General features: G+C 50.0%; 24 protein-coding genes and 1 pseudogene. 5 read left to right on the top strand and 20 right to left on the bottom strand.

Features of this window, described 5'->3' with window-relative positions:
- Window positions 1-74: 74 nt before the first annotated feature.
- From ACSSVV_RS19845 to ACSSVV_RS19820, 6 genes are all read right to left on the bottom strand, one after another.
- Window positions 75-1010, bottom strand: a complete 936-nt coding sequence (locus ACSSVV_RS19845) for a metallophosphoesterase (RefSeq protein ID WP_374814459.1) — start codon at window positions 1008-1010, stop codon at window positions 75-77.
- Between the two features lie 2 nt (window positions 1011-1012).
- Window positions 1013-1270 carry a hypothetical protein gene (locus ACSSVV_RS19840; protein ID WP_374814458.1) on the bottom strand — a complete coding sequence of 86 codons (258 nt, stop codon included), beginning with the start codon at window positions 1268-1270 and terminating at the stop codon, window positions 1013-1015.
- Between the two features lie 204 nt (window positions 1271-1474).
- Window positions 1475-2665, bottom strand: coding sequence for a hypothetical protein (locus ACSSVV_RS19835; RefSeq protein ID WP_454106877.1), 1191 nt, complete (start codon window positions 2663-2665; stop codon window positions 1475-1477).
- Complete coding sequence (locus ACSSVV_RS19830; protein ID WP_454106876.1) at window positions 2662-3438, bottom strand: hypothetical protein; 777 nt, start codon at window positions 3436-3438, stop codon at window positions 2662-2664. The genes ACSSVV_RS19835 and ACSSVV_RS19830 overlap by 4 nt, the downstream gene beginning before the upstream one ends.
- A 168-nt stretch (window positions 3439-3606) precedes the next feature.
- Window positions 3607-4251, bottom strand: a complete 645-nt coding sequence (locus ACSSVV_RS19825; RefSeq protein WP_454106875.1) for a hypothetical protein — start codon at window positions 4249-4251, stop codon at window positions 3607-3609.
- On the bottom strand, window positions 4248-4502 hold the full coding sequence (locus ACSSVV_RS19820; protein ID WP_454106874.1) for a hypothetical protein: 255 nt from the start codon (window positions 4500-4502) through the stop codon (window positions 4248-4250). Before ACSSVV_RS19820 ends, ACSSVV_RS19825 begins: the two co-directional genes overlap by 4 nt.
- A 102-nt stretch (window positions 4503-4604) precedes the next feature.
- Here ACSSVV_RS19820 and ACSSVV_RS19815 point away from each other — a divergent pair, with 102 nt between their 5' ends.
- Entirely contained in the window at window positions 4605-4937 is a 333-nt protein-coding gene (locus ACSSVV_RS19815) for a hypothetical protein (protein ID WP_454106873.1), read from the top strand.
- Between the two features lie 54 nt (window positions 4938-4991).
- A complete protein-coding gene (locus tag ACSSVV_RS19810) occupies window positions 4992-5918 on the top strand; it encodes a 5'-nucleotidase (RefSeq protein ID WP_454106872.1) in 927 nt (308 codons plus the stop codon).
- Between the two features lie 54 nt (window positions 5919-5972).
- Here the strand turns inward: ACSSVV_RS19810 and ACSSVV_RS19805 are convergent, their stop codons facing one another.
- Window positions 5973-6284: a hypothetical protein gene (locus ACSSVV_RS19805; RefSeq protein WP_454106871.1), complete on the bottom strand. Its 312-nt coding sequence runs from the start codon at window positions 6282-6284 to the stop codon at window positions 5973-5975.
- A 334-nt stretch (window positions 6285-6618) separates the two neighbouring features.
- The gene (locus tag ACSSVV_RS19800; protein ID WP_454106870.1) at window positions 6619-6879 is read right to left on the bottom strand and encodes a hypothetical protein; all 261 of its coding nucleotides are present in this window, start codon (window positions 6877-6879) and stop codon (window positions 6619-6621) included.
- 457 nt (window positions 6880-7336) lie between these two features.
- On the opposite strand from ACSSVV_RS19800, the gene ACSSVV_RS19795 reads away from it, so the two are divergent.
- Window positions 7337-7984 (top strand): hypothetical protein, encoded by a 648-nt coding sequence (locus ACSSVV_RS19795; protein WP_454106869.1) that lies wholly within the window; start codon window positions 7337-7339, stop codon window positions 7982-7984.
- Window positions 7985-8497: 513 nt separating this feature from the next.
- On the opposite strand, the gene ACSSVV_RS19790 is transcribed toward ACSSVV_RS19795, so the two are convergent.
- From ACSSVV_RS19790 to ACSSVV_RS19780, 3 genes are all read right to left on the bottom strand, one after another.
- Window positions 8498-10609: an AAA family ATPase gene (locus tag ACSSVV_RS19790; protein ID WP_454106868.1), complete on the bottom strand. Its 2112-nt coding sequence runs from the start codon at window positions 10607-10609 to the stop codon at window positions 8498-8500.
- A 624-nt stretch (window positions 10610-11233) separates the two neighbouring features.
- Window positions 11234-11890, bottom strand: a complete 657-nt coding sequence (locus ACSSVV_RS19785) for a lipase family alpha/beta hydrolase (RefSeq protein ID WP_454106867.1) — start codon at window positions 11888-11890, stop codon at window positions 11234-11236.
- Window positions 11887-12195: a hypothetical protein gene (locus tag ACSSVV_RS19780; RefSeq protein ID WP_454106866.1), complete on the bottom strand. Its 309-nt coding sequence runs from the start codon at window positions 12193-12195 to the stop codon at window positions 11887-11889. The genes ACSSVV_RS19785 and ACSSVV_RS19780 overlap by 4 nt, the downstream gene beginning before the upstream one ends.
- A 799-nt stretch (window positions 12196-12994) precedes the next feature.
- On the opposite strand from ACSSVV_RS19780, the pseudogene ACSSVV_RS19775 reads away from it, so the two are divergent.
- A pseudogene (locus ACSSVV_RS19775) lies at window positions 12995-13150 on the top strand (DUF4236 domain-containing protein); the annotation flags it as partial.
- Window positions 13151-14215, top strand: a complete 1065-nt coding sequence (locus tag ACSSVV_RS19770; RefSeq protein WP_454106884.1) for a hypothetical protein — start codon at window positions 13151-13153, stop codon at window positions 14213-14215. It abuts the pseudogene before it with no gap.
- A 458-nt stretch (window positions 14216-14673) separates the two neighbouring features.
- Here ACSSVV_RS19770 and ACSSVV_RS19765 read toward each other — a convergent pair whose 3' ends face one another.
- The 9 genes from ACSSVV_RS19765 to ACSSVV_RS19725 form a co-directional block, all read right to left on the bottom strand.
- On the bottom strand, window positions 14674-15681 hold the full coding sequence (locus ACSSVV_RS19765) for a helix-turn-helix transcriptional regulator (RefSeq protein WP_454106865.1): 1008 nt from the start codon (window positions 15679-15681) through the stop codon (window positions 14674-14676).
- Window positions 15682-15762: 81 nt separating this feature from the next.
- Window positions 15763-16431, bottom strand: coding sequence for an SOS response-associated peptidase (locus tag ACSSVV_RS19760; protein ID WP_454106864.1), 669 nt, complete (start codon window positions 16429-16431; stop codon window positions 15763-15765).
- Window positions 16432-16434: 3 nt separating this feature from the next.
- Window positions 16435-17145 (bottom strand): hypothetical protein, encoded by a 711-nt coding sequence (locus ACSSVV_RS19755; protein WP_454106863.1) that lies wholly within the window; start codon window positions 17143-17145, stop codon window positions 16435-16437.
- 287 nt (window positions 17146-17432) lie between these two features.
- Entirely contained in the window at window positions 17433-19010 is a 1578-nt protein-coding gene (locus tag ACSSVV_RS19750) for a DUF726 domain-containing protein (protein ID WP_454106862.1), read from the bottom strand.
- A gap of 288 nt (window positions 19011-19298) precedes the next feature.
- Window positions 19299-20249 (bottom strand): hypothetical protein, encoded by a 951-nt coding sequence (locus tag ACSSVV_RS19745; protein WP_454106861.1) that lies wholly within the window; start codon window positions 20247-20249, stop codon window positions 19299-19301.
- Window positions 20250-20993: 744 nt separating this feature from the next.
- Window positions 20994-22388, bottom strand: coding sequence for a hypothetical protein (locus ACSSVV_RS19740; RefSeq protein WP_454106860.1), 1395 nt, complete (start codon window positions 22386-22388; stop codon window positions 20994-20996).
- Between the two features lie 131 nt (window positions 22389-22519).
- The gene (locus ACSSVV_RS19735) at window positions 22520-22927 is read right to left on the bottom strand and encodes a hypothetical protein (RefSeq protein WP_454106859.1); all 408 of its coding nucleotides are present in this window, start codon (window positions 22925-22927) and stop codon (window positions 22520-22522) included.
- A 104-nt stretch (window positions 22928-23031) separates the two neighbouring features.
- Window positions 23032-23166: a hypothetical protein gene (locus tag ACSSVV_RS19730; RefSeq protein WP_454106858.1), complete on the bottom strand. Its 135-nt coding sequence runs from the start codon at window positions 23164-23166 to the stop codon at window positions 23032-23034.
- A gap of 11 nt (window positions 23167-23177) precedes the next feature.
- The gene (locus tag ACSSVV_RS19725; protein ID WP_454106857.1) at window positions 23178-23666 is read right to left on the bottom strand and encodes a hypothetical protein; all 489 of its coding nucleotides are present in this window, start codon (window positions 23664-23666) and stop codon (window positions 23178-23180) included.
- Window positions 23667-24181 lie beyond the last annotated feature (515 nt).

The raw sequence follows: 24181 nt of genomic DNA, 5'->3' as shown, positions 1-24181 counted from the left end.
CGCTTTGGTTTGTAAGCAGCAATTTGGATGCTGTTAATTCGTGTTAAAAGGTCAGGTATTCATGTTTGTCCGCACTACGAGCCTCTACCCTCTACCCAAACGAAGCTGTCGGCATTCAAAGTGGTTTCCCCATTGAAACGGTAAGCACACAGCTTTCCGCCCTGCTCCCCTGCCACACTGTAGTCTAGGCATGCGATATGTTCACTTAATGGCTTGGGAGTTCCATTCATCCAATAATGGCCAATGAACACCGGTTTTCCCCCGTCGTATCCTGGCAAAACATTGGACTTGATCGTTTGGTCGGGAATTCGGTGAATTTCTTTTCCCGGCACCATGGCAAGATCACGATAGGTTAACTGCCCTTGCATCCACCAACTTGTGCGGATATTGGTTCGTTTGTTCCGCTCCTTGTCATAAAAGTGGTGCCCATCGGGCAACGGGATCTCGAGTCCCTTAAGCAGCGTTTCAACGGCATTGAATGCATCAGAACCTTCACGGCTGCTTGCCTCCCAGGTTTCGGGCAGCAGTTGGTTTTTCTGATTGGTGAATTGGCCAATCAGGTCAATATACTCAGGATGCCAACAGGCGTGAACGACACGAAGCTCAGGTAAATCCAGGTACACGGGAAGGGTTTTAAACCACCCAATCATGTCGTCGTGATCCTTGCTTCCTTCTCCTACCTGGCGCAAAAATGCTTCGTGCTGTTTCCGATTCTTGTCGGTATGCGCGCGCAGGTGTTCGCCAGGTTTATTGGGGTCTTCACTGGCCCAAGCTACGGCGTTGAACTCATGGTTGCCCATAACTGCCCTCGCCGCGCCTTTTTCAACCATTTCGCGGGCAATCGCTACGGTTTCTACTTGCTCCGGGCCCCGGTCTACGAAGTCTCCAAGGAAAATCACCTGTCTTTCAGGATGCTGCCAAACTCCTTTTAGCTCTTTATAACCCAGTTTGGTAAGCAAGGCTTTCAGCTCTGTGGCGTAGCCGTGGATGTCTCCGATCAAGTCATACATTTTTAGTGCTTTCTCCCTTCCAGGTAGGCAACAACGGGGTCCAGGCAACGGGTATGCAGCGTTTCCGCATCAAAAAAAGACTCGGCCAATTCCAGAACGAGTGCTTCCTTCAACGTGAAACCTTGACGAAGTCGCCCCTCGACACTTTCCGCGATGCGATCGTATTCGTCAAAACAATCGTTTTCTTTGCAGCAGGTGTTCATTGGATCAAACTCGAACAATGCGCGGGAAATCATGTCTGCTTTTAGTACGATGCTCATCCTTCCTCCTGTACGCTATGGTGACAGTGTAAGGAGTTGGTGCGACAAGAGACGTCGCCAGCATTGTTATGCTGCCGTTGAACTATTATTTATTGAGCTTGAGGGCATGCGAGCACTCTGATTGTCGGCCAGTCATTCTGGCCACCAATTACCGATCTACCGGCCTTGTATCAGAGGGGGGATGGCTTTGCGTTGTTAGGAGATTTAGGGGCGCTGCCAACTTGAAAGGTCAACAATCCGATAACTCTTTTTTATGCTATTGATCTCTTCTTGCGCTGCAATATCTGTCAGCAGTAAATCAACAGCTCGATTTACCGCTATTTCGCTTGCTGCTCGATAAGCCGTCTTGGTTTCCTCTCGTTTCGACTCGATGAATTCACGTAGTTCCTTCTCCATCTTTGGTCGGTGCAGTGTTTCCTGAGCATTTAGGGCAATGTACTCAGCCCTCGCAAATAGCACTGCATCAGTCGCCAGCACGGCAACACCTATTCCAAGCGCATACGGGCCAGTAAAACTTGTCGCCGCTGTTCTTGCAGCTCCTTTGGCACCACTCTTGGCAGCCTGTCCAATCGCACGATTTCGAAAACGTTTCACATCAGCCATAGCGGCCATGACAGCAGGAGAACTCGCTGCCGCGCCTACGATGCCCACGCTGGCAGATGTGATCTTGCCGACATTAGCCGAAGCAACAATGACATCAAGTTCAAGGGGTAAATCAGAACTTCTCACTAGTTGAGAGAGATCTAGCAAGGGAGTTTCTGGAGGCAGATCGCTCAGCTCAACAACCGAACCGTGGGTGTTCAAATAATAATCAACCTCGAGACGAAACTTATCAAATTCATTCAGGATGAAGTTGGTCTGGATCTTCGGAAAATCGTTGGTTAGGCTTTCCATAGCCTGGGTATACCCGCTTGCATCTTCAAGCTTTTCCCCTATCTTGTTTGCAGCCCATTCATCCAAATCATCCGTCATGGAAATAAAAAGGCGCAAATAACTTGCTGTTGTTGAGAAGTGCCATTCAAGGTACTCATCTACTGCCCGCTGCAACTGATCAAAACTCGCATCGATGCGTTCTTCAGCATTTTCATAGATTAGAACAGGCACATCTGCTTTGAGATCATGAGACTTTTGACGAACCAGGTTGGCAAGCTGTAGATGCCGTGCGGGACTCAGTTGGCTCGCCTCTCCGGAACTGAGCAAGTGGGCAAAAGGCCCTGGATTATTTTCTGTAAGTTTTTGTAGACCATAAAAACCAAGGCCCAGAAGAAAAAACCAGGTTGCAACGACTATGATCCAACGCTTTTCGACTGGTTTCCGGCCCTTCGGAGAACCGGGAGTCTGTGTATTTTCTGATGTCCCTCCATCACCACGGCTAACAACCATCGCTTCAGTCATACATCATGCTCCGAAAACCTTGCTCTGAGGGAGTCCACTCCCACCATCAACCGACAGAATGCCCACACAAATGCGCATTCTGAGATAAAGAACAATGTCCAACCCAATACATTAAGCATGACCGGCGTACCAAGGGTCTCAATTGTATTCTGGATTGCCCAGTATTCTGTTAGACCAACACCGAGATGAAGAAGCTCTAAAAACGGCAAAATGCCACTGCCCTCAATTTGAGCAGTTCCCCTCCCCATTACATCAAGCCAGCTCATACCCTTCACATTCGGGTGCGGTATAGATAGGGAAACCATTACGGACAGCGTGATCATTATCATCGCCGCGGGAAGTGTGCTGACTTTTCGGACTATTGGCGCAACTGATTTTTCTATTACATGTTCTTCGACTTTACGTGCAAGAGACCTCGTCGACCATTGAAACACCAAAAAGCCGAACAGCACGGCTCCCCATACCGCCAAACCTCCGGAACGGAGATTAAGCAAAAGAATCACGGACAAGAAGGTCGCCAAGGGAAAAATATAGAACCAGGAAATAACCCCTACAGCCAGTGGCTTGCGTAAAGTGGAGCTGGCTTTTAAGTATTGGCCGAGCCAAGCTTCTCTTCGAAGTTTGGCATGTTCATAACCGGCGCGACCAATGCAGGAAGCAACAACCAGAATGAGCAGATAAAAAATGTAATTTGCGATGCTGACGGGTAGCACGCTCCAAGCACCCAATACTGCAATAAGCACTACGTGATATGAACTATCCTTCAGTGGCATGCTCTACGCGCCCAAGTCCCCAAGGACAACGACTTTGCGCTCTGGATGCTGCCACACGCAGTCTTCTTCACGGTAATCCATTTTGGCGAGGAGAGCTTTAAGCTCGGTCGCGTGGCCGTGAATGTCACCTATCAAGTCATACATCATTCAGTCCTTTTAAATTCGTGACTACCGGGCCGCCAACCCCGCTGAACTGATGACGGCCAGCTCGCGATCGCTGATTATGGCACTCGGCTCTGCCCCATACTGCTTACCAACCACCTCACCATTCAGGTTAAAAAGGTAGGCTGCGTTCTTTTCGTAATAAAACCAATACTGCTTGATCTTACCCCAGATGCCAAGTTCTCCCCCTGTTTCAGCGACATGTGCGCGAATGCGGCCCTGTGCATGACCTAACTGCTCGGTTAGCGAATAGCGCCAGAACCCCTCCGAAAACCCCAAATAACGCTGATGTTCGCAAACTGCCAAGGCAAACAGTGGTTGGTTTTTTCGCACAAACCCAGTGTCGATCCAGATATAAGGCTTAAAGGCACAATGCTCTTCCTCCATTCGCGCAATGAGTTTCCCGATGCGCTTCTCAACTATGGGCTCATCCATGCTAACTGCTCGGCAGAGTGCCCTGAGGAAGTCTTCACTGCGGTACTTAAAGTCGAAACCGGCCTCGCTCAGCCCAAAATCAGGGCATTCCAACACCCTCTGCAAACGCCTTCGGTTTGCAGAGGTAGGCCGCGCATACCCCATTGCTGCGAGCGTTTCGTCCAGCGATTGTGCGGCAACACGGATAATAAGATCCGTTTTAAAATTGTTGATCACTTTACTTTCTCCAGTTGCTTTATCACTGGCTGAAGACTGCTTGCATCAAATGATTCGCCGTCGTAAAACCATTCGCTGATCGCTTTTTCTAACGCACGTTGGAGGCTCGCCCCCCGAAGAACGTCCTGAGCAATAGTCTGCGCGACGTGGTCGTATTCGTCCCAACACTCGTTTTCCCTGCAACAAGTGTTGAGGGGGTCAGTCTCGAAAAGCGTTTGTGAGATTTGCTCTGCTGTGTAATCTCGACTCATGATTTCCTCCCAGTTCCAGGGTCAAACTAATCCGCCCGTGCGACATATCTAGTCGCTTTCAAATGCTAGTCTGTGTTTATTGATTTTCACTGGAGGAGCAAAATGAACCGAGTCGAGAAAGAGCTTGCCAAAAAACGCGCAGAGCTTTGTGAGGAAATAGGTGAGGAGAAAGTCCGAGAGATGGAACATGCCGAGTCTCTTGCCAGGAGCATCCATAAGGAGATGTTTCCGGAAGAGTATGACTTCATGATGGACTCAATCTCGGACGCCCAGGACCGCCGCCGTGGAATCAATCCGATGAGCGCCGAGTACACCGCCAAGGTGAATGCCCGCCGATCAGAGCTCGGGGTCACTCCATTGGGCGAGAATGGAATGCCCACCGATAATAGCAGTTTGGATGTGGCGAAAGCTGAAGCGCTTCGCCGGCTACAATAACAAGCGCGAGCGTTCATCGAACCCAATAACCTGTTAACGCCCCAAGGCTCGCCCATGCCCTACCCAATTGAAGACAAGCTCGTAATCGCCGTTGCATCCAGCGCATTGTTTGATTTATCCGACTCCGACCATGTGTTCAGAACCGAGGGTGAAAAAGCCTACCGAAAACACCAGGAAGCTCACCTGGATGTTCCACTGGAGAAAGGAGTGGCCTTCCCGTTCGTGCGGCGTTTTCTAGCCATCAACCAGCGGTTTCCAGACAAATCTCCGGTTGAGGTGGTGTTGCTCTCACGCAACTCGGCGATTACCGGCAAGCGGGTGTTTCGCTCTATCAACCATCACGGCCTGGATATCAGCCGTGCAGCGTTTCTGGAAGGCAAATCGCCCTACCCTTACATTCCTGCGTTCAACGCCTCCCTGTTCCTGTCTGCAAACGAAAACGATGTACTTAAAGCCATCGACTACGGCCACCCCGCAGGGACAGTATTGCCCAGCCATGTTGTAGACGATGAGGGGGACACCGAGCTCAGGATTGCCTTCGACTTTGATGGTGTGATTGCAGACGACGCCTCAGAGAAAGTGTTCAAAGCCGGCACACTCGAAGCATTCCAGGAACACGAAACGTCTCGAGCGCACATTCCCCACAGTCCGGGCCCACTGGCTGACCTGTTCAGAAAGCTGTCGCACTTGCAGAAGCTGGAGGACAAAGCGGTAGACGAAGACCCCAGCTACAAACGTGTGCTCCGTACCGGCATCGTCACCGCTCGCAACGCGCCGTCCCACGAGCGGGTGATCACCACCCTGGAGCATTGGGGCGTCGACGCCAACGAGGTGTTCTTCCTGGGCGGGATGAAGAAGGATCGGATACTGAGCGTGCTAAAACCGCATATGTTCTTTGACGATCAGCGGTCGCATTTGGAGTCTGAGGCCGGGAATGTGCCGATGGTGCATATTCCGTTTGGGGTGGCGAATGTGGGCTGAGCGATCAATTGCTCCAATCACTCAGCCCATTCGGTAGTCGCGCCATAACGCTTCTTACTTTGACTCCTTAACATTTTCAATCGGTTTGAAAATGCAGGAAACAGCACCTTCTGTCATCGCAACAGTAAAACGGTGATCGCAGTTTAGCGCTGCGAATAACACAGGAAGCTGTTTATTGCCCCAACTACCAGGGAGGTAGACGATCTTCTGGCCCGTCTCACAGGTGGACCGCGTGGTATCCAGATCCATGGCATTCACCTCACAAACCGTGTTCTGGTCCAGGTCAGCGCCAAGTTGTTGGTTGCAGCCAGCCAATAAGACCAAAGCGCCCGTAACGCCAGCCAGCAAAGAACTTTTAATTTTCATTATTATCTCCGTCAACTATCCAAATGAGCCAAACAGAACTAGGGGCAATTGGTGGATGCAACCTCAAATTCAATGGCATGCCCAACCAGATATGCGGAATCCATATAGGCGCTCACCTTTTGTCGACACCAGTTCAGGGCCAGGTTCTGCTCTTTGTAGTCAACGCCGTCCCAGCATTGGTTAAGGTCAGCGGTTCGATCACTAGAGAGGAGCGCTTCAGATTTCGTGATTGCGCATGAGCTATAAGTCGACGCCTTCGATCCATCGGAGTTATCACCGCCACCGCCACATGCCGTGAGTACAAGACAACTGGTTGCGATTACGAGAAGTCGTTTCATTCTGCGATCTCCTTTGATTCTCCGCAGGAGATATTTGTGAGTTCCATCCTGACCTGAATCTCAACACTCTCACCGTTAAGACAGGGCTGAAGCATGGCGGTACCTGCTCGCAACTTCCGATATTCACCATTCACCCACAAATCAACAGCCTCAGGGGAATGGTTAAGGACCGTGATCGATTTGGGAAGCGGCTCTCCGCTATTGGCAACGGCAAAAGGCGATAGTAATAAACCGGCGCATAACATCCTTACTTTCATGAAGATCCCTTATTTCTATTGCTGACAAAATGCCTGTGGCATTGGTTAATTCAAGTTCACTGGGCACACCAGGCTGACACTGGCGATTAAGCTAGTCGGTAAGAACAATGGGAATCACCAGGAAACAGTCCAGCACTAATTACGAATTAGTGCTGTGAATCTTGGCTCGAAGAGTGGTGGCATATCCCTGTCCCGACTGTGTTGGTTGAACTGGCTGTCGGGAGGGCAGTTGTTGGCTCCGACATCCGTTGTCGTCTCTTAAATATTACGATTGCGTTACCTCGATAATGATCGATCGAGCCGGAAAGATGAAGGGCGGCCTACTATATTTTACATTTTATGTAATTGTTTTTTATTGATATTTGAAGTTTGCAACTATCTTCAAGGTGTATTTCATTAGCGGCGCTGCTACATTCCAAACGTTGAGTAGGCTCGCAAAACTCTGAGAGGAATAAACGTGAATGAGTCAAGAACCATACTACAGCAGGGCGAGCTTGACGGCTTTTGCCTGCTGTATGCTGTGCTGAACGCATTCTCCGCAGTCTATCCCAAAAAAATCGAGCTCAGTCAGCAACAGGAACTTTGGTCTCGATTGATTAGCGTAACGCCTTCTCTGCAGGAATTTGCGTCATCCGGAAGTACGTTTCGTGAGCTACCCAATAACGAGATAGATATTGCTATCAAACGGTCTTTGCTAGGCCAATACGGTTCTGTGCTTTCTGACTGGCTGAAAAGCGAAGCACAAAGCTCGATGAGCCAGATCAGCATTGAGCCCATATCTGCTGATACGCCAACATGGTACCGAGCCCTGCTATCTGAGCCGTTTTCACCTCGGAAAGCTTTCATTGTCTGCCTAAAACGTCGAAAAAAACGTCCGACGCTAAAATATGGACCAACCAACGAGCACTGGATTGCAGTAGTTGGAAAAACAGATAAAGACTTGGCGGTCGCATGCTCCTTCACCAGTCACCACTTGGCGGAAAGCTACAGGGAATCGGAGATCATTGTTGGCAAACAACCACGGGCTTTCAACAACCTGATAGTTGAACCCCTTACCTGCGATCACGTATACGTAGGGTCTAGATATCAGCTAATAATTTCCTGAATCCCTGGCCCACAGCTCCATATACTCAGGCCCTTCCACGACCAGAAAGTCATCACCCGTAAGCCGCCCATAGCTCGCGAGCATGATTGGTATCAGGAACGGTTCTGACAGCGAAATCTTTGCTTCAAACCCGAGCGCAATTCGTCGGATTTTCCTCTGTTCGAACGTGTCATTTGGGATGCGAGCAAGAATGGAGCGGAGCTCGAGCCACCTATTCCGGCTATATAGGCAGACACAACGCCTATCTGGGAATGCCGTAGCATAGAGATCGCCTGCAACTGCCTCGGCCAACTCAGGGGCGAGGCTTGCAAGGACTCCCCGATCGAACAGAAGGCCGACCGAATTTGTAGCGGTTGTCCCTTCCGGTAGAACTACATTCTTCGAGGCTGCGGTGTAGACTTTGAACCCACCTGAACTGTGCAATTTGAGAGGACTGGAAGTTCGTTTCCTATCGCGATCCATAGTGGTGAATCCTCTCCAGAAATCCTGCTGCTGTTTCGAAGCTGCCCGTTCTCATTGAACAAACCCCATCGGCTGGCTAACAACGCCCTCAGTCTGCTGGCGCTGCTCCTCCTTCAAAGCATCAAGCAGCCTCTGTGTTCGCGCTTTGAATCCGCGCAAGCGGAGGCTCTGAACAGCGGCGCGAATGAGGCCCGGTGTCAGGTGATCTAAATGGCCGAGCTGATCGCTTGTCAGGGCTTGTGCCCTGTCTTTGTCCACTACACACGCCGTTATGATGGTTTTGACCTGCTCAGCGTTCAGGCAACTGAATTCCACTTTCAGCTGGAAACGCCTGAGGATAGCTTTATCAAAGCTGTCGAAGCGGTTGGTGGTGGCCAGGAACACACCGTCGAATCGTTCCAGACGCACCATGAATTCGTTCACAGCACTCACTTCCCAGCTGCGTTGGGCCATGCTGCGGGTGTAGAGAAAGGTGTCTGCTTCGTCTAATAGAAGCACAGCACCGGTTTTCTCGGCCTTATCAAACATGGCCGCGATGTTCTTTTCAGTTTGCCCCACGTACATGCCCAGCAAGTCGCTTCCGGACTGAAGTATGAATGGCTTGTTCAGGCGTTTGGCCAATTCCTGGGCATAGGCGGTTTTGCCTGCTCCGGGTGGGCCGTAAAGGCAGATTCTTGCGGCACCCTCTTCTCGCGCCAGCCGTTCGACATTTCGTAGGGTTGGCCGTGTGTTGATCCATTCAGCCCGGAATTGCGGGAAGTCTGCTTTGAGTGTTTTCCTCAGCACCTGTACCGGGCGATTCTCACCCATGGCGGCGAGGCGCTGCTCGATCAGCGACTCCAGCCGGTTCTGGTTTCGGGTGATCTGTTTGGCCGGTAAATACCGTGCGACCTCTGCAAGGTTCTTGGCCAATGCCGGCGTCATCCAGCTCTGGCCAGCGGCGTTTGCTGCCCAGTCCGGAGACACCGGCAGAGTCTGCAGCTTCCGTTTCAGGCGTTCGGTTTGTTGGTCGGTTCCGGAGCCTTGCACTTCGACAATGAAATCGAACCGGCGCAGAAACGCCGGGTCCATCTCCGCAATGTTATTGCTGATCCAGATCACCGGTGCCTGGTTCTCTTCCAGCAATTGATTGAACCAGCCTTTGGCCAACTGATCCGACTTCCGAAACGCATCTTCCATTTCATCAAATAATAGAATTGCCCCCAGACGGTCTTCCAGGAACATCTGCGCCAGTTTGGCTGCATCCAACCGGATGCGCCCGGTCATAGCGCCGGTGCGGGCATCTTTGGTGGGCACTTCATACAAGGGTGCGGAAAGTTTTTCGGCCATAGCGCGGGCCAACTGGGTTTTGCCAGTACCCGGCTTGCCATGCAGCAGGATGTTCTTGCCAAGGGCCTTGGTGCTCAGTGCGTTGTTCAAGTAGTCCAGCATTAGCTGGAGCTCTGGCACACCTTTGAAATCGCCAATCCGATGCTTAGCCTCCGGTCCCGGCGGGCATATGTGCCGGAACAGCATCTGTTCGATATCCTGCTCACTTTGACTATCAGGTGCGTCGGAAGCTGCCAGCACCAACTGGCTCAATAACGGGCCACCTTCAACCAGATCCCAGATATCGCTGCCACGATTAGGCGGCTCTAACAGCCTAATCTGGCAGAGCATGGCATCTTCATCCAGTGCCCGGGCAAGCATGCGGGATGACTCTCGCATGGCTTTAGCCAGTGCATTCACCGAGTTGTTGAGCTCGTTAATCTCCAGTTCCCGAAGCACTTGTTTGGACTGTGGGTGCTTGAGCAGCAGCAAGGCGTAAATCAGTACCTTGATCTCCACCAGGTTTGGCTTCAGGAGCTTAACCAAACTGGTCAGCAACGGCTCGAACGAGAGTTGAGGCTTGCCCTTCAATGACGCAGTCAGTGATTTTTCGCGCTTACGGATGGCCTTGAGGTGAGCGCGGCTGCCCGGATGCATATCACCGTCTTCCGGTACATCAATACCCAGAAACGCCATCGACTCCTCGGCATTGAACAGGCTCAGAGTGTTCTCGTATCCGGGGGTAAGGTACAGGCGGCAGAGGTAAATCTGCAGAAGCTTCAGGTCGTCTTTGGAACCGGCGGTGCTTGGCTCCAGATCCTGGGCTTCGTTGATGAGCTCTTTCCACAACAGCATAAGGTGGTCTCCTGATCCTTTTGAGAGGATTTTATGCTGTTAGTGCGTCTTTCTGTGTCGCCTGGACCCGCGCTGATGGTCGGTGAGCGTATCCTCATTACTGTATGAGCAAGCTCTAGAGTTCGCTGCCACAATTATTATTACGACCAGCATCCGTTTGATCCGACAATAATCGGAAAACTCACACTTTCACCCTTTTTTACACTAGTTCTCTATCATTTTAGATGTGTGTGCCGGCATAATATTTTTACGGTAGCTGATAGTTGTGACCGATAACATCTTTGCTAGGCACAACAGTAAAGAAAGGGCGATTAGTCTACTTATGAAGTCCGGGATAACTCACTTCAATGCAGAGATATACCTTCTTGATATGACCGAAAGTGTGTACCGCTTTCGAGAGAATAGCGGCTTTGATCTATACGACTTTAAGCTCCTCAGACTCCAGGAATTTCCTAACGCCACAAGGTCTTGGTAAAAAATAAAAAAACATTCTTAGTGATCGGGAGATACCAACATTGGATGCGGTAATAATTTTCCTCGCATACGCGATATTCTCCTCCGTGCAACAGATTACCGTAGATTTCAACGGCAGCCTCCTAATGGTGCTCGAATTGATAGCGATGATCAGGCCGAAGGTGTTGCCGATACATCTTGTCGAAAATGCCCATTTTCAATAAAAAAAATGATTTGCTCTAACGTTTCCTCCGCGTGGTGTATTTTTTTATGGCTATAAGGAAGAACAATTGAATCTTTAGCATCAAGGGAAATAGCTGACTCTACCGTCACATGACCATCATTAGGAGGTTTAAGAAACACCCGCCCAAATGGCCCCTTCGTCACATTGCCTGCAACTACTCCAAGTTCCATAATCTGTGCATTGACCTGACCAATTTCTGGTTCTTTCGGCATTAACGCTTTTATTGGCTTAAAGATATTCGAATAGAATGGAATATAATCAGCAATCATAGCTAACTCCGAGCCATAGTTAGGAGTCGCAACAAAAACACATCGCCTAACATTATTACTGCCGTATTTATTCAGATAGGAGCGAGTTATCAAGCCTCCCATGCTATGTGCTACGAAATGGACGTTGCGCCGATTTGTGATCTGGTTAACTTGGACATGCATTGATTTGACACAATCATCCAAGCTACCGAACGTTGTCGGTAGGTCAACAGTCAAAGTATCGTACCCAAGATCCCGGATACCATCTTCAAGAAACTTCATGTCAGATCTATTCTTGAAGAATCCATGAACAAGGACAACTAGCTCATCCTTCATAATTTCTTTGCGATCGAACTTATAATGGATGACCAATCAACTTTTTCTAGAGCCTCAGCCACATCGATCTTTTTATCTAACTGAGGAATTACATTTTCTTGAAGATAATCCCAATCATGCATTATCTCTTCGACATCATTAGAATTGGCTACTTCCATTCTATTCTCGCGCAGCGTTATCCGGTATTTGTAAGGCCATGCTGGAAGGCCAACTTTATGCTCTTGCAGGATAAAATTTGAATCCTGGCGAATATTCTTCCACCAAATGAGACCGCCCAATGTGGTAATCGGTTTTCTGAATGCCATATTAACACCTACCTTTGAATTTTATATCAAGAAGTTAGTACAAAATCCCACCACCTTACCAAAACAATATTGTATTTTTTTGTTTCAATGTTCTCCCACAAGACTCTGGTTTGTCGAGCCACTATTTTCAGCCATTCACTGAGCTCAGGATTATGGCTGATTGTGCTTGCAGGATGATTGATCTACTCACACTTCCAAATCTCAGCCCAGCCAGAATCAAACACAATAACCACTACCTCCTGCCCGAGATCAGCATGACCTCGCTGTTCCTCTGAGATCCTCAGCGGCTCGGATCGATCGAAGCAAATTGCCATTCCAAGCATCTTGCGTTGGATCTCTCTAGCGCCTCTGTTCATGGAAGGGAGCCTCCGGAGTTGGGGCGCGAGATCGTCCCACACATCTTTTGGATAGACGATCAGGGCAGGCCAATCAGCCGAGGCGGTAATTGTGACCTCCTGTGTCATCAGTGCTTCCAGCTTTGGGCACAACCTTGCTATTGCATGACGATCAAGCCCAAGGGAGCAGCCATCTGGCCCCTGACTTAACGTGATTCGATATGCCGAGCCAGCGTGCCAGAACGGATATTCTTCACTCATTGTCACTCCCCTTTCTTTGTTAATGAACGAGGCTATCCGCGGCTAGCTCCCGAACTTGTGTTCCTGAGATCTGCGTACTGATTTACACCTACGAGTCGGATAAAGTTACCTGTATCCTGCGACAAGATGAGTCGCACCAAACCCCTAAACTATTGCTAATTAATGATAGGATGCGCACCAAGTAACCCGACCGGTTGGAGTCTATGGCTTTTCGTTTTCGTAGAACCGTTAAGATTTTCCCAGGCGTTCGCCTGAACCTTGGCAAGCGTGGCGTGAGTGTCTCCGCGGGGATGCGCGGCGCCACTGTCACGATGGGACGACAGGGGCTATACGGGAACGTGGGACTCCCGGGGTCGGGTTTGTCGTACCGTGAAAAGCTCCTGAAAGAGGGAAAGCCTGGACGGCGTTCAGCCAAGGCTCCCACAACGTCTGGCCAGAACATCGCCCTTCCGCCTGTTGCAGAACGCATCGCGCAAGTGCAACTGAACACCGTGACCGGCGAGATCACCCTTCTGGATGCCAATGGTGCTGACCTCGGTAACGAAGCCATGGCAGTGGCCAAAGCCTATGCCAACGAGGCATTGAAGGAAAACCTGGCGGAACAGGTGGATGCCCATAACCGGATGATGGAACAAATCGGTACCATTCATCTGGGCACTCCAGCGCCGGACCAGTTTCCCCAACTGGTGCCAGAGCCCTTCGACCAACCAGAACCGGTGCGCCCGGAACCCAGAAAACTGGACTGGAAAGCCTGGCTCTGCCCGGCCCGGCGCAACGCTATTTTGAACAGCAATGAACGGCGGGTATCCGAGTACCAACGGCAGCAGCTGCAATGGCAATCAGAGCGAGAGAATCATCTGCGTAAGGAAGGCCAGCGGGCTGCGTTGTATCAACGAGCTCTACAGGCCAGTGTGGCGGCCATGGAATTGGTGCTGGATGACCATTTGATGGATATCGACTGGCCACAGGAAACCAGCCTGTCCTTCGAGCTGAGCGCCGATGGTAACGTCCTGATGCTGGACGTGGATCTGCCCGAGATCGAGGATTTCCCGAAGACAGAATTGCGCCTGTATCAGCGGGGTATTGGAGTGTCCGTCAAAGAGCTTTCCGATACCGCTCTCAGAAAGCTCTACATGGCCCATGTGCATGGCATGGGGTTTCGCCTGATTGGCGAAGGGTTTGCCTGCGCGCCTTCAGTAGAAACGGTGGTGCTTTCGGGCTTTACGCAGGTTACCAATGCGGCCACCGGCCGTGTGGAAGACAAGTACCTGTACAGCGTGAAGGTTAAGCGCGAAGCCTGGGGCGCGATTCATTTCGGCAACCTGGGGCAGGTCGACCCGGTTGAGGCCCTGGCCGCGTTTGAACTGCGCCGCGATATGACCAAAACCGGGATTTTTGGGGCTATTAAGCCTTGGGACGGCTGACGTTCAGCCTTTTCCACCGCCATTGAGTTTTCCTTATCCCAAAACCCAGATCATCTAACCCATAAATTCTGGAAATCCTACATACTTCGAATATGCCCAGAACACTACGAGCCAGAACACTAAAAAAAATAGGATATAGAGAAACATCGCCTTTTTAGATGTACTGTACAAACCAGTCATTCCGCTGATCATCGCGCTCATAGACATCATGAAAATGACTAAATAGCCAACCAAGCTAGCCTCATCCATGGACAATACCCCGTTCAATTTTTTCGAAAATCGAATAGAACACTTTGAACTCCCAACGATTTAGCCAATTGAATAGCTAATTGGTCGGATTGCCCCAAACCGAGGCAACTGTAAGCCCTTATTACGACAGATAACGTCGCTCTGTGGCTAAATGTATGAACCACCCCATATCTGATGGGCTTTACCACAAGACAACTGAGCCCGGCGGGCTACAGAGCCTTGGCCTGCCGTGTTCGATCCAAGCCTCGAGTGAGGGTGGTTTCAATCTCCTCCCGCAACCAGACCGGTTCCAGAATATCGCAGTGCACCGCCTGTGCGGTCAGCCACCAGCGCAGATCCTGGGTATCGCCCACGGTGACGGCGATCTCGAAGGTGGAGTCATCAATCTCGCGGTTTATCTGGTCAAAACCCAGCGGCGACTCAATCAAGTGGTTCAGAGCCGGTTTGTCGCAGCGGAGCTTGAGATAGACCGGCGAGTCAGAGTGCAGAATGCCCATGGCGCCGGAGCGTATGTAGAGATCGAGGTCGAAGTCCTCTGGCCGGTCTGGTTGCTCTTCCACTAATTCACCCGACGTCGCCCGATGCAGCACCAACTGCCGAATACCTTCCCTGCCCTCGATTGTGCCTATCAAGTAGACGTTCGGGTCCCGGAAGATCAGACCGAATGGATGCACAACGATCTCTTCCGGCGCTTTCCAGCTGCGGGCCTGGTAAACCAGCCTGCATTTGTATTCCCTCAGCAAGGCTTCGGTCACGGTTTCGAGCACGTCCGCATCAATCGCCGGGCGCTCACCTCCCAAACCGCGATTGATCACCCGTACCCGGTCCGGCCACTGGCCGAGGGGATTCTTTTCACGCAGCAGTGTGCGATGGGCTTCATCGAAGTGAGGCTTCAAGTGGGATAGCGCCCTTGGCGGCAGCATGGGTGAGAGGTAGGCCTTCGCCAGTTCGAAGGTCAGGGCTGCCGGCAGGTCCAGGGCCGGGATAATATCCATAGTGGCGTTCCGGTCGAACGACCAACGGTAAGGCCGTGACTCCTCATCAACCAGTAGTGGGAAGTCGGCACTCAGCTTTTCCAGATCCCGCTGGATAGAACGCATGGTCACCGAGAAACCCTGCTCTTCGAGCCTGCCCGCCAATTCGGTGGTGGTGATGGATTTTGGGTGCCTAGGCACCATCCGGAGCATGGTGAGGTAACGAACGGCGGTGTTGGACATAGCGGGATCCTTGTCGTGCTGGTACTTTCATGCGACTGGTTATGTCGCGTTACTGTAGCCAACAATTGCGGATCAAACCACTTATGCATCGGCGGGAATGAGTTCTGCATCCCCCGTAGGCTCCAACAGTTTGGTACTCCGCACCGGCTCACACACCAGCGGGGCGGAGATATGGGTTCTCATCAGCCCTTGAAACGCATCCGTCGCGTGAAACTCAGGATCCAGCCACAAATCAAACTCCTCCGGCCGAAGCATCAGCGGAATGCTTTTCGGGTGGATGTGGCTGAACCTCGGGTGCGGCGGCAGTGTGATGACGGTGAAGGAATTCACCTGCTCCTCCCCGAAGTGCCAGGCTTGCCATAACCCCGCCAGTGCGGTGGCTTCATTCTGTGGGTGAATGTTGTAGACCTGCTTGTCCTTCCATTCATGAAAGGCGCTGACCGGTACGATGCACCGCTTGGTGGGATACACCTTCTTCCAGAGTGGGCCGCTGGTTAAGCGATCACTACGGGCATTGAAAGTGTGAAACTTCGGGTTGGGCCGGAAGCCATAACCATTCGGGTTTGGCTCGATCAGAAGCGACCAAATGCCTGGCAACAGATACCGGTCGTCAGCTGCTTCAATAACGAACTCCCCAATTCCGCCCGGCGGCACGTTGTGCTGGGGTCTGGGTGTTACACCGGGCAGTCCCAGTTGTTCCATCAGCGTTAAAACTTCGGGTGAGTCTGTTACGTTGTACCGACCGCACATTAATCACCCCCCTTCGGGACACAGCTCCAGTTTCTGTTCCACCACACTTTCTTCGAGCAAGATTTCACGCATCAAGGGAGCAAAGCCCTCCATGTAGTCATCTCTTAGGCCTTGGGTACCAGTTACATGGGGAATGCTAACAACTGTTGTATGCGGAAATTGTTGGATAAGCACTTTAAATTGCCGGCCGGTCGTAGGGACATCCGAGACGTGATGTACAGCATTACCCGGCCGAGCTCCCAAAATCCGCTCAACATCACCGCGAATCCTTATGTCATTAAGAGCTTCGATGAGCTGGCTTCCCACAAAGAGAATGACTCGGGGGGCCCGACGCTCAATCAAGTTCAAGATGCTCTCAGAATTCTCGACTAGCGTTTCAATGTCGATCTTTTCTGCGCCGGTGATTGAACGAGTCTGGGTCATAATCCAATTTGTCTGGAAGAATGACCGCTCAAAGCCAGATGCATGACACGGATCTGTCTGAAGTGGCACGCCCCAACTTTGAATTAGAGTGACTAATTTGTTCTTGAACCGGGTACCATTAACTGACGGATCCGAGAAGAACGACTTTTCTTCTCGCTCATTCTGAATGCCAGTCATTTCATTCGCTTCATCTTCTCGAGAAAAACCAAAATTATAACCACACACCATTATCCCGCCAGACATATTCTCTGGACAATTCAGCGTTATAACCTCGTGTTTGTTTTTATCCATTGATCAGTCCTTGTTCAACTAGTATCAAAGACATTGCGTGAAATATTAGCCCAATTGGACGTCAAAGAGCTGCCGGCGATCAATGCCTGGATAAACCTGTTCAGCCGGCTTCGGTCCATCTTCAGGCTCGCAAACCTCGTAGACTCTATGACGTATGCGGTATCCGGTTTAGGGGGGCAACTACGCACCCCGAGCCCCCTTTGAGGCTAGATGCAGAGATTTGTTAGGTTTGAGGCCCAGACGCAACGCGCGGGGGCCTTTCACAGCAAGCTCTTGTTGCCACGCCGTCACTCCTTCTGAGCGAGTTCTTCGATCCGCGCAAACACCTTTGCCAAGTTGTCTTTCCAGACCGTATGACCACTGATGAAGTCGGTGCAGTCAACATTAAAGGCAATCGGTACCGCAGGCCCAAGGCCGGCAGGCTTTGACAGGCCGAGGTTCGCGGTCTGGTAAAGAAATTTGAGGGTGCCGTCGTTAGCGGAATGGCAGTTGTAGAGTGTGCCGGTGATGGCAGACTCAGCTGAAAGCCAAGACTGAAGATCATCCCGCCCCACGGCACCACCCATCAAGACAACATCCTTGATGTATTTCTGCTCCTTGGTTGCCAGCGCCATCAAAGCAAAAAATATGACCCTCGCGCCCAACGAATGCCCCATTAACGTGAAGGTTTGCCCTTCTGTGCGACTGATGGCCTCTGCCAGCAATGCACCGGTTTTTTCCGCATTAAGCATGGCCGAGTGCCAGGGGTTGCTAAGGTACTCCGTGGCCGTGAGTGTCAAGCCAATGGCGTTGGCTTTCTTGGCGAGCTGCTTGGAGCCAACAGCAACAGCACCGGCAATACCCTTGGCAGCCACACCCGTTCTGGCTGATGTGATCCATCGGCCGAATTTAACGAGATTCTTCGCTTCCCAGTTCAGGTGCCAAATGGCTTCATCGCCATGAACGTCACTGAGACCAGTCACCCAGTCTTCCGTTACCTCGTCCCATTTCTCCTCGGAAATCCGCTTTGCATCCTGCTCGGAGAGAAGGCCATTGATGACGATGACGTTGTGGTTCGAGCCAGCAGTGTCTTTCTGCACTTGCACAAAATTGAAGTCCGGGATGTCCTTCAGGTAGGCATTCGCTATGCCCATACCGGACCTGCCACCCAAGCCAGCGCCGGCAGCGGTGACGATCGCCAACCCACCTACACCGAGTTTCGCCACGGCTGCACTGGTGAGCGCTGCGCCAGAAAGGGATGATATTGCTGTTCCCGTGCCCGCTGCGCCCAGGACGCCGGCCGTTCCGAGCGCGGCTGCGATGCCTGGTGCCGCCACAAAAGCACCGGTGCCAATGGCAGCTGCTCCGCCAGCAATGGCAGCCGTTTTTTTCGCAATCCCGTAGTAATTCCTCTGCTTGGGCTTCATCAGATCCGCGAACCCGGACAGGTCGGCGATCTTCATACCTGCTTTCGAGAAGTCCGGCATCGTGCCATCGTGCTCAGAGCACAACTCATTCGCCCAGTTATCCTTGAAGAACGTCGAGACCTTGCTCCCGCCGGACCCGCCTTCCATGAGACTGGTTTTCACATCAACGCTTGAGCCCTTGGCCATGTTGTCACAGTAACGACAGATCACTGTTGGGAACATGCAGCTGTCGCAGGAATAGTTCGAGCGTCCAACAGATCGCGCAACGACCAGACTATGGTTGCAGAAGTCGCCACACCAAGAACACCAAGCCGTGACACTCTCTGGGTCCTCCAGGCGCCCCTTCACCTCCGAAGAAACGGCATCGTAGTGTTTAGATGCCTGTTCACGACCTTTCTTAACCACATCCCCGGCTACCAGGCTGGCAATATGAATGTTTTTTTTGAATTTATTGATCATGCTGAGGTGCCCTTGAGTGTCCATGGCGAGATGTAAGCTCTAACTTTGACATGCACATCTGTAGCATTCAGATACGAGTTGTATTAGTTGTGTATATGCCGTTGCGCAGAGTCACCCGAATAGCTCGCCATCCCCACTGACCTGCTCCCCTTTTTACTAAACCTCTCACTGCTTAGGTAGAGTCACTTCGGTCGCATAGCGAACATTCAGGATTGGGAATAACGTTTGGCTTTGCGGCACAACTATGCTCAGCGAAGGTGTGTCCGACAACGGCCTTCTGTTAGCACCTCAAAAAGGTTCATTGTTATCTTCCCACATCATGCTATCCACTTCGGACTCTATATCTATATCGAAGTATTCAACCGCATCATAGTGGCTCGTGGATATATAGGTATTTCCAAGTCCGCATGCAACTAACTTTGAATAGCCTGCTATTTTTAAGCCGCAGGCAACACACTCGAAAGATGAGGGAAGCATTGTTTGTTTCTCAATGATCCCATCCTCATCAACCGTGGTTTTAGGCGCGCCAGTCGACCTACCCTGCACAAGCGCAGTACTTCCACAAGCTGGACAGGCTACTCTATGCCCATGATGTCGAGTTGACAGCAGCTCCGCCTGTTTAGATAGCTTTTCTCGTTCTTCTTCTGGTTTTTCTTCCCAGATCGTTTGATGGGCATTTATGGTACCTTTTACGGATTTCGCACTTTCGTCCTCAAGTGCCTGGATATGTTCCTCTGCTTCTTCCGCAATGTCTTCTCCAACGAGAGATTCCAGTGACTCGCCAATTTCTTCAACCAACACTTTGCAAACAGAATAGAACATAGGCAACCACGATGCAGACCCCGCGCCATCAAATGGAAGCGCGCCAGAATGTAGTTCGCTATTTCTCTTATTTATGTGTGCGACACTGAAATTAAGCATTTCTCTAGTAAAACTTGAGAAAAGACTCTCCGCACGCTTAAGCAAATCAGAAATATCAGAAGATTTCGGAGTGAACTTTTGTTGGTTAGGTTCGACTCCCACCGCATATAAGACATTATTCCAATCTTTCCCATCAGCTAACAGTGCTGGAGAAATATTCGCGATAGATGCTCGAACCAGCACTTCAAGTGTTAGGGCTGACCAAAATCCAAACTCCCAATCAGAGTGATTTTTATCTGCCATGATGTCTGCGTAGCGCTGCGCCTTCGAAAACAGTGCATCCTTGGACCATTCATGGGCCGTTCTTTGTGCTGTCAAGGTTCAACTCCTCTAAATAAACTCGCTCAACTATTCGGTTCATCGAATTTCTTCCGACGGCGCTCCTACCATGAAGCATTCTCCAATTATCAATAAGTAAACATTGCCCATGCCTATCAAGGAGAATTGACTCTGGAGAACTAGCACTTATCCGTCCTTCGATTCGTTGTTTTAATGCCTCAGCCGATCTATTGGCCGGCTTCAAAAAAACTGAATCCCATCTAAACAGCTCTCCATTGAGAATTTTTAGGACATTGGCCGATCTATCTAATCTTTTCCTCGGCATAAAGTGGGATCGGCTTACCCCTTCCTCAGACTCCCCTTGCAACAATTTCTGATGGTCAAGGATCTTTGTAACCACTTCACTTGTTGGTTTCACGCACCGAAGGAGAAAATACCTCGGAGGGATATACCAATGGGCCAGGTCCGTATGTAACGGAAACTCATTCAGACCGAAATTACCGCTGTATGTATTAGGGTATTCATTTTCTTTGATTCTTGGTGTCAGCGTTTGAATCAAAGGCATAGTAGGAGTTTTTATCGGGCGCCCAACTCTTTTGGCGACCTCAAGCGTAGTCTCCTCTGCGTCAGAATCGAACAGGAAATATCCATTCCTAATCATATTCACATCATTTCTCAAGGAACTTGATCCAAATTGTTAACGCCCGGCACATGCGTCGGTTTAAAGCTGTGAGGCAGCGAAGAACCGGTCGCAATGCAGACGATTTTTATACTAAACACCGGTTAAAAGGGAATTTCGTCATCCTCTTCCTCGACTGCTCTCTCTGGAATTAATCCATCCTTCTCTAGTTCTTTCTTCAAGCTCTCGTACTCAAAGCCCTTTTCTAGGATTTTCTCCCAAAAACCTTTCCAAAGATTCGGCTTATCATAAGATATTATTTTCGTTGCAGAGTACAGCTGGGCAAAAAAATCTCCGATGCTTCCAGCATTGAGGATTTGGTTGATATTCCAGTTCCGGTTCTCAAGAGCACCTTCAAAAATTCTTTCCAAATCTGGGGTAGACAAATATTTAGCATGCGGAAGCAGTACGTTTACTCCCCTGTGCTCCGCGGACGCGAAACTTTTGGAGTCTATAAATATTTCGATGGCTCGATCTTTGGTTACGGGAAAAGCTTTGGCTGCTACAATCTTTTCTTGGTCGTTCACTTCTAAACCGTTCAGCACTTCTTGAAACACAGCATTAAGGCGCTCGCTTGCAGTTGAGACTTCGGCGAGGCGGTAGTTGATCAACTCCTCAACTTCCATGTTGCGAAGTAGACCCTCGATCCGCACCTTTATTCCCTCATCAATATTTACCCACGCCTCTGGGCGCTTAGAAAGAAATGGGAAAAACCTCTTCAGCTGCTTGTCACTGGCTTGACCAAGCAAAGAGTCAAGCTTGCTCCGTATTACTTCAGAATATACAGCCGAATTAATACGATTTATCGCACCCAAAGCCGCGGATATTCGGTCTAGGAGATCCGGATTTAAGCCCTCATCATCGCGGAATAGGCGCTTTAATAAAATTATGATCAAATTTCGGACACTACTTGCTCTAGCTCGCCCCAGATAATTGTTAGAGGAGAGAACAGCAAAGGCTTTTTCGTCAGATTCAGGAAAAGAGTTTTCATTAATTAATTCAAATAACCTATTTACTACCACCTTACCCTTTACCGGTGTTTGTGTGAGCAAATAGTTTGCCGCTTGAACCATATAAGCGAGAGCTAGCTCCGCAGGCGGTGAGAACTGATTTCCATCCTGAGAAAAATTAGGGTGAGCGCAGATATTCCGATCATCTTTAAGCTTTTCAAGATGTGACTTTTCTATAACTGAAATCAGTTCCAGCTCGTCACATGCAAAATCCAAAATCTGGCGCTCAAAGTTGAGCATTGCGCCAGGATCCTTCGGGTCAATTGCATCTAGCTTTCCCTCTATGACTTTGGCAGCACCCTCACCACTTACACTCAACTCTCTAATCTTCTCGATAATATCGATGCAAACTGAAATCCAAGTGGCAATCAAGGCGGACCGATATGCGCCCGCTCTATATGATACGACTGCTTCCTTAAAGTACTCTTTGGAGTGCCTATTCAGCACCCTCTGGGAAAGTTCATCAAGGTCACTCAAATGTAAGCTCATTTAGTTTCCTTTGATCTCATAAAATGGTGGGCAAAATACTGGTATTACGTCGGTGGCAATGGGGGGAAGTCCAGCGTCCCGTTGACCACCTTGTTACGAGACAGTGCAGAAGCAGCCTTTCGCTGCGCAACCTACAAAGTCATAGCCAATTCAGACCAGGCACCAAAGTCGCTGGCCATGATCTCTTGGCAATAATCACGATAGCTTCCACCAGACCACCCCATCGGTGGATTTACACCAAGGACATGGTTTGCAGATATATCTCCGCTTGGACTCACGCGAACGATTATTCCCGTGAACCGACCATGGTTTAGAATCGTGTAGGCTTCAGTCCCGCAGAACTTCTGTTTGTCGTAGTACAACTCCCCGGTCTCATCATTGGTCCAGAAGCTAAGATGTTTGCGCCAGTCATCTAGGATTTTAATCGACATGCCATTTGCCAATGTCATCTCGCTATCATTGGCCTGCAGAATTCTAGCAACGTTTAATCTGCCCGATTTGAACCCCATTTTGACTTTAATCAAGCGTCGCAGTCCCATATTGCTCCCTTAGTTTTATTCGTAACGCCGCTCAGCACGCGCGGTTTTGAAATCGAGGCGAAGCCGCAATGTAAAAACCGTCGCTGTAGCTGGCCTGGTTAGCTTCATTTTTCGCTCTTCGGAGGTTTGACCTTGGGCATCTCAGGAACATCCTTGGGTGGCTGAAGTCCCCTTTCTTCGTTAATTCGTACCCGATCACCTGACCCTTTACTGCCACCTTTTCTGTCGTTGTCGCTCATAAATAGTCCTATTAATTGTAAAATGTATCGAAATAAGCTATCGCTGATTTTTCAGCTTTTCGTTGCAGACTTTCATTTACGGGTATAGTTGTGTGAATGTGCTTCTTCAACGCTTTCTGCTTATTAGCTCGAACCGAAAATCTCGATTTATTAATATCAGCTTCTGTCATCTGACCATCAGCTATAGCATGCCATTTGAACTCTGCTTGTATCATTGTTTCTTCTAACTCATTGAGCAGAGAGGAATAAGCCTTAATTCTATGCCTGTAAGGAAGGTACTGTGTAATTGCGCTTACCACTTGCGAACAGGCAATAATTGCAGCCCACACCCAAGAAAACTGTTTCCATATCACCCAAGCACCTATGCTTGAGCTTGAGGCAATAGCGAGAAACATCTTTAATCCGCGGTCAATTCTCTCAGAACGCTCCAGCAAGAGCTCTATGAAGGCAATATGAACCTTCAGTTGATAAATTTCCTTCCAGTACTGAGATTGAACCATACTTCAGAAATTCCCCAGAAACTAACAGCTTATTCAACGGTCAATGACATATATCCCGCATGCGTATATCCCTCAACGGGAAAAGCATAAAGCGCCACTTTACATTTAATTATCAGAGATCTACGAGTGGATCTCTGACAGCTTTTGCATCGAGATATTCGTAGAATGTCGTTTTTGGCGCAATTTCAAGGTTCGTTTATCCAAGATTACCCTGTAGCACTGTTTCATAAATTTCAGATGCTTGTAAGCCCTGTAGAATTCAGTCGACGAAGTCTTGCGACAACTGTCCGTGATCTCCCCAAGTCAGCAAGGCTCGCAAAAGGCACTGAGAACCAAATCTGAATGTCCGCTTTTGTTTAGCAGACAGCGGGAAAAGGCCTCCAGCGGGCGAGTAAGTTCATGAGAAACCCAATAAATGCGCTAGCCCGGATTTCTCATGACGGGATAAAAGAAAGCGGCTGAAAGTGCTATAGTTTCAGGACCTTACACCGTTCACCAAGCACCAACAGCCGCTA

The organism is Marinobacter sp. MBR-105 (assembly GCF_053628895.1).
The sequence above is the reverse complement of the archived record's forward strand: the minus strand, read 5'-3'. Positions and strand labels throughout refer to the sequence as shown.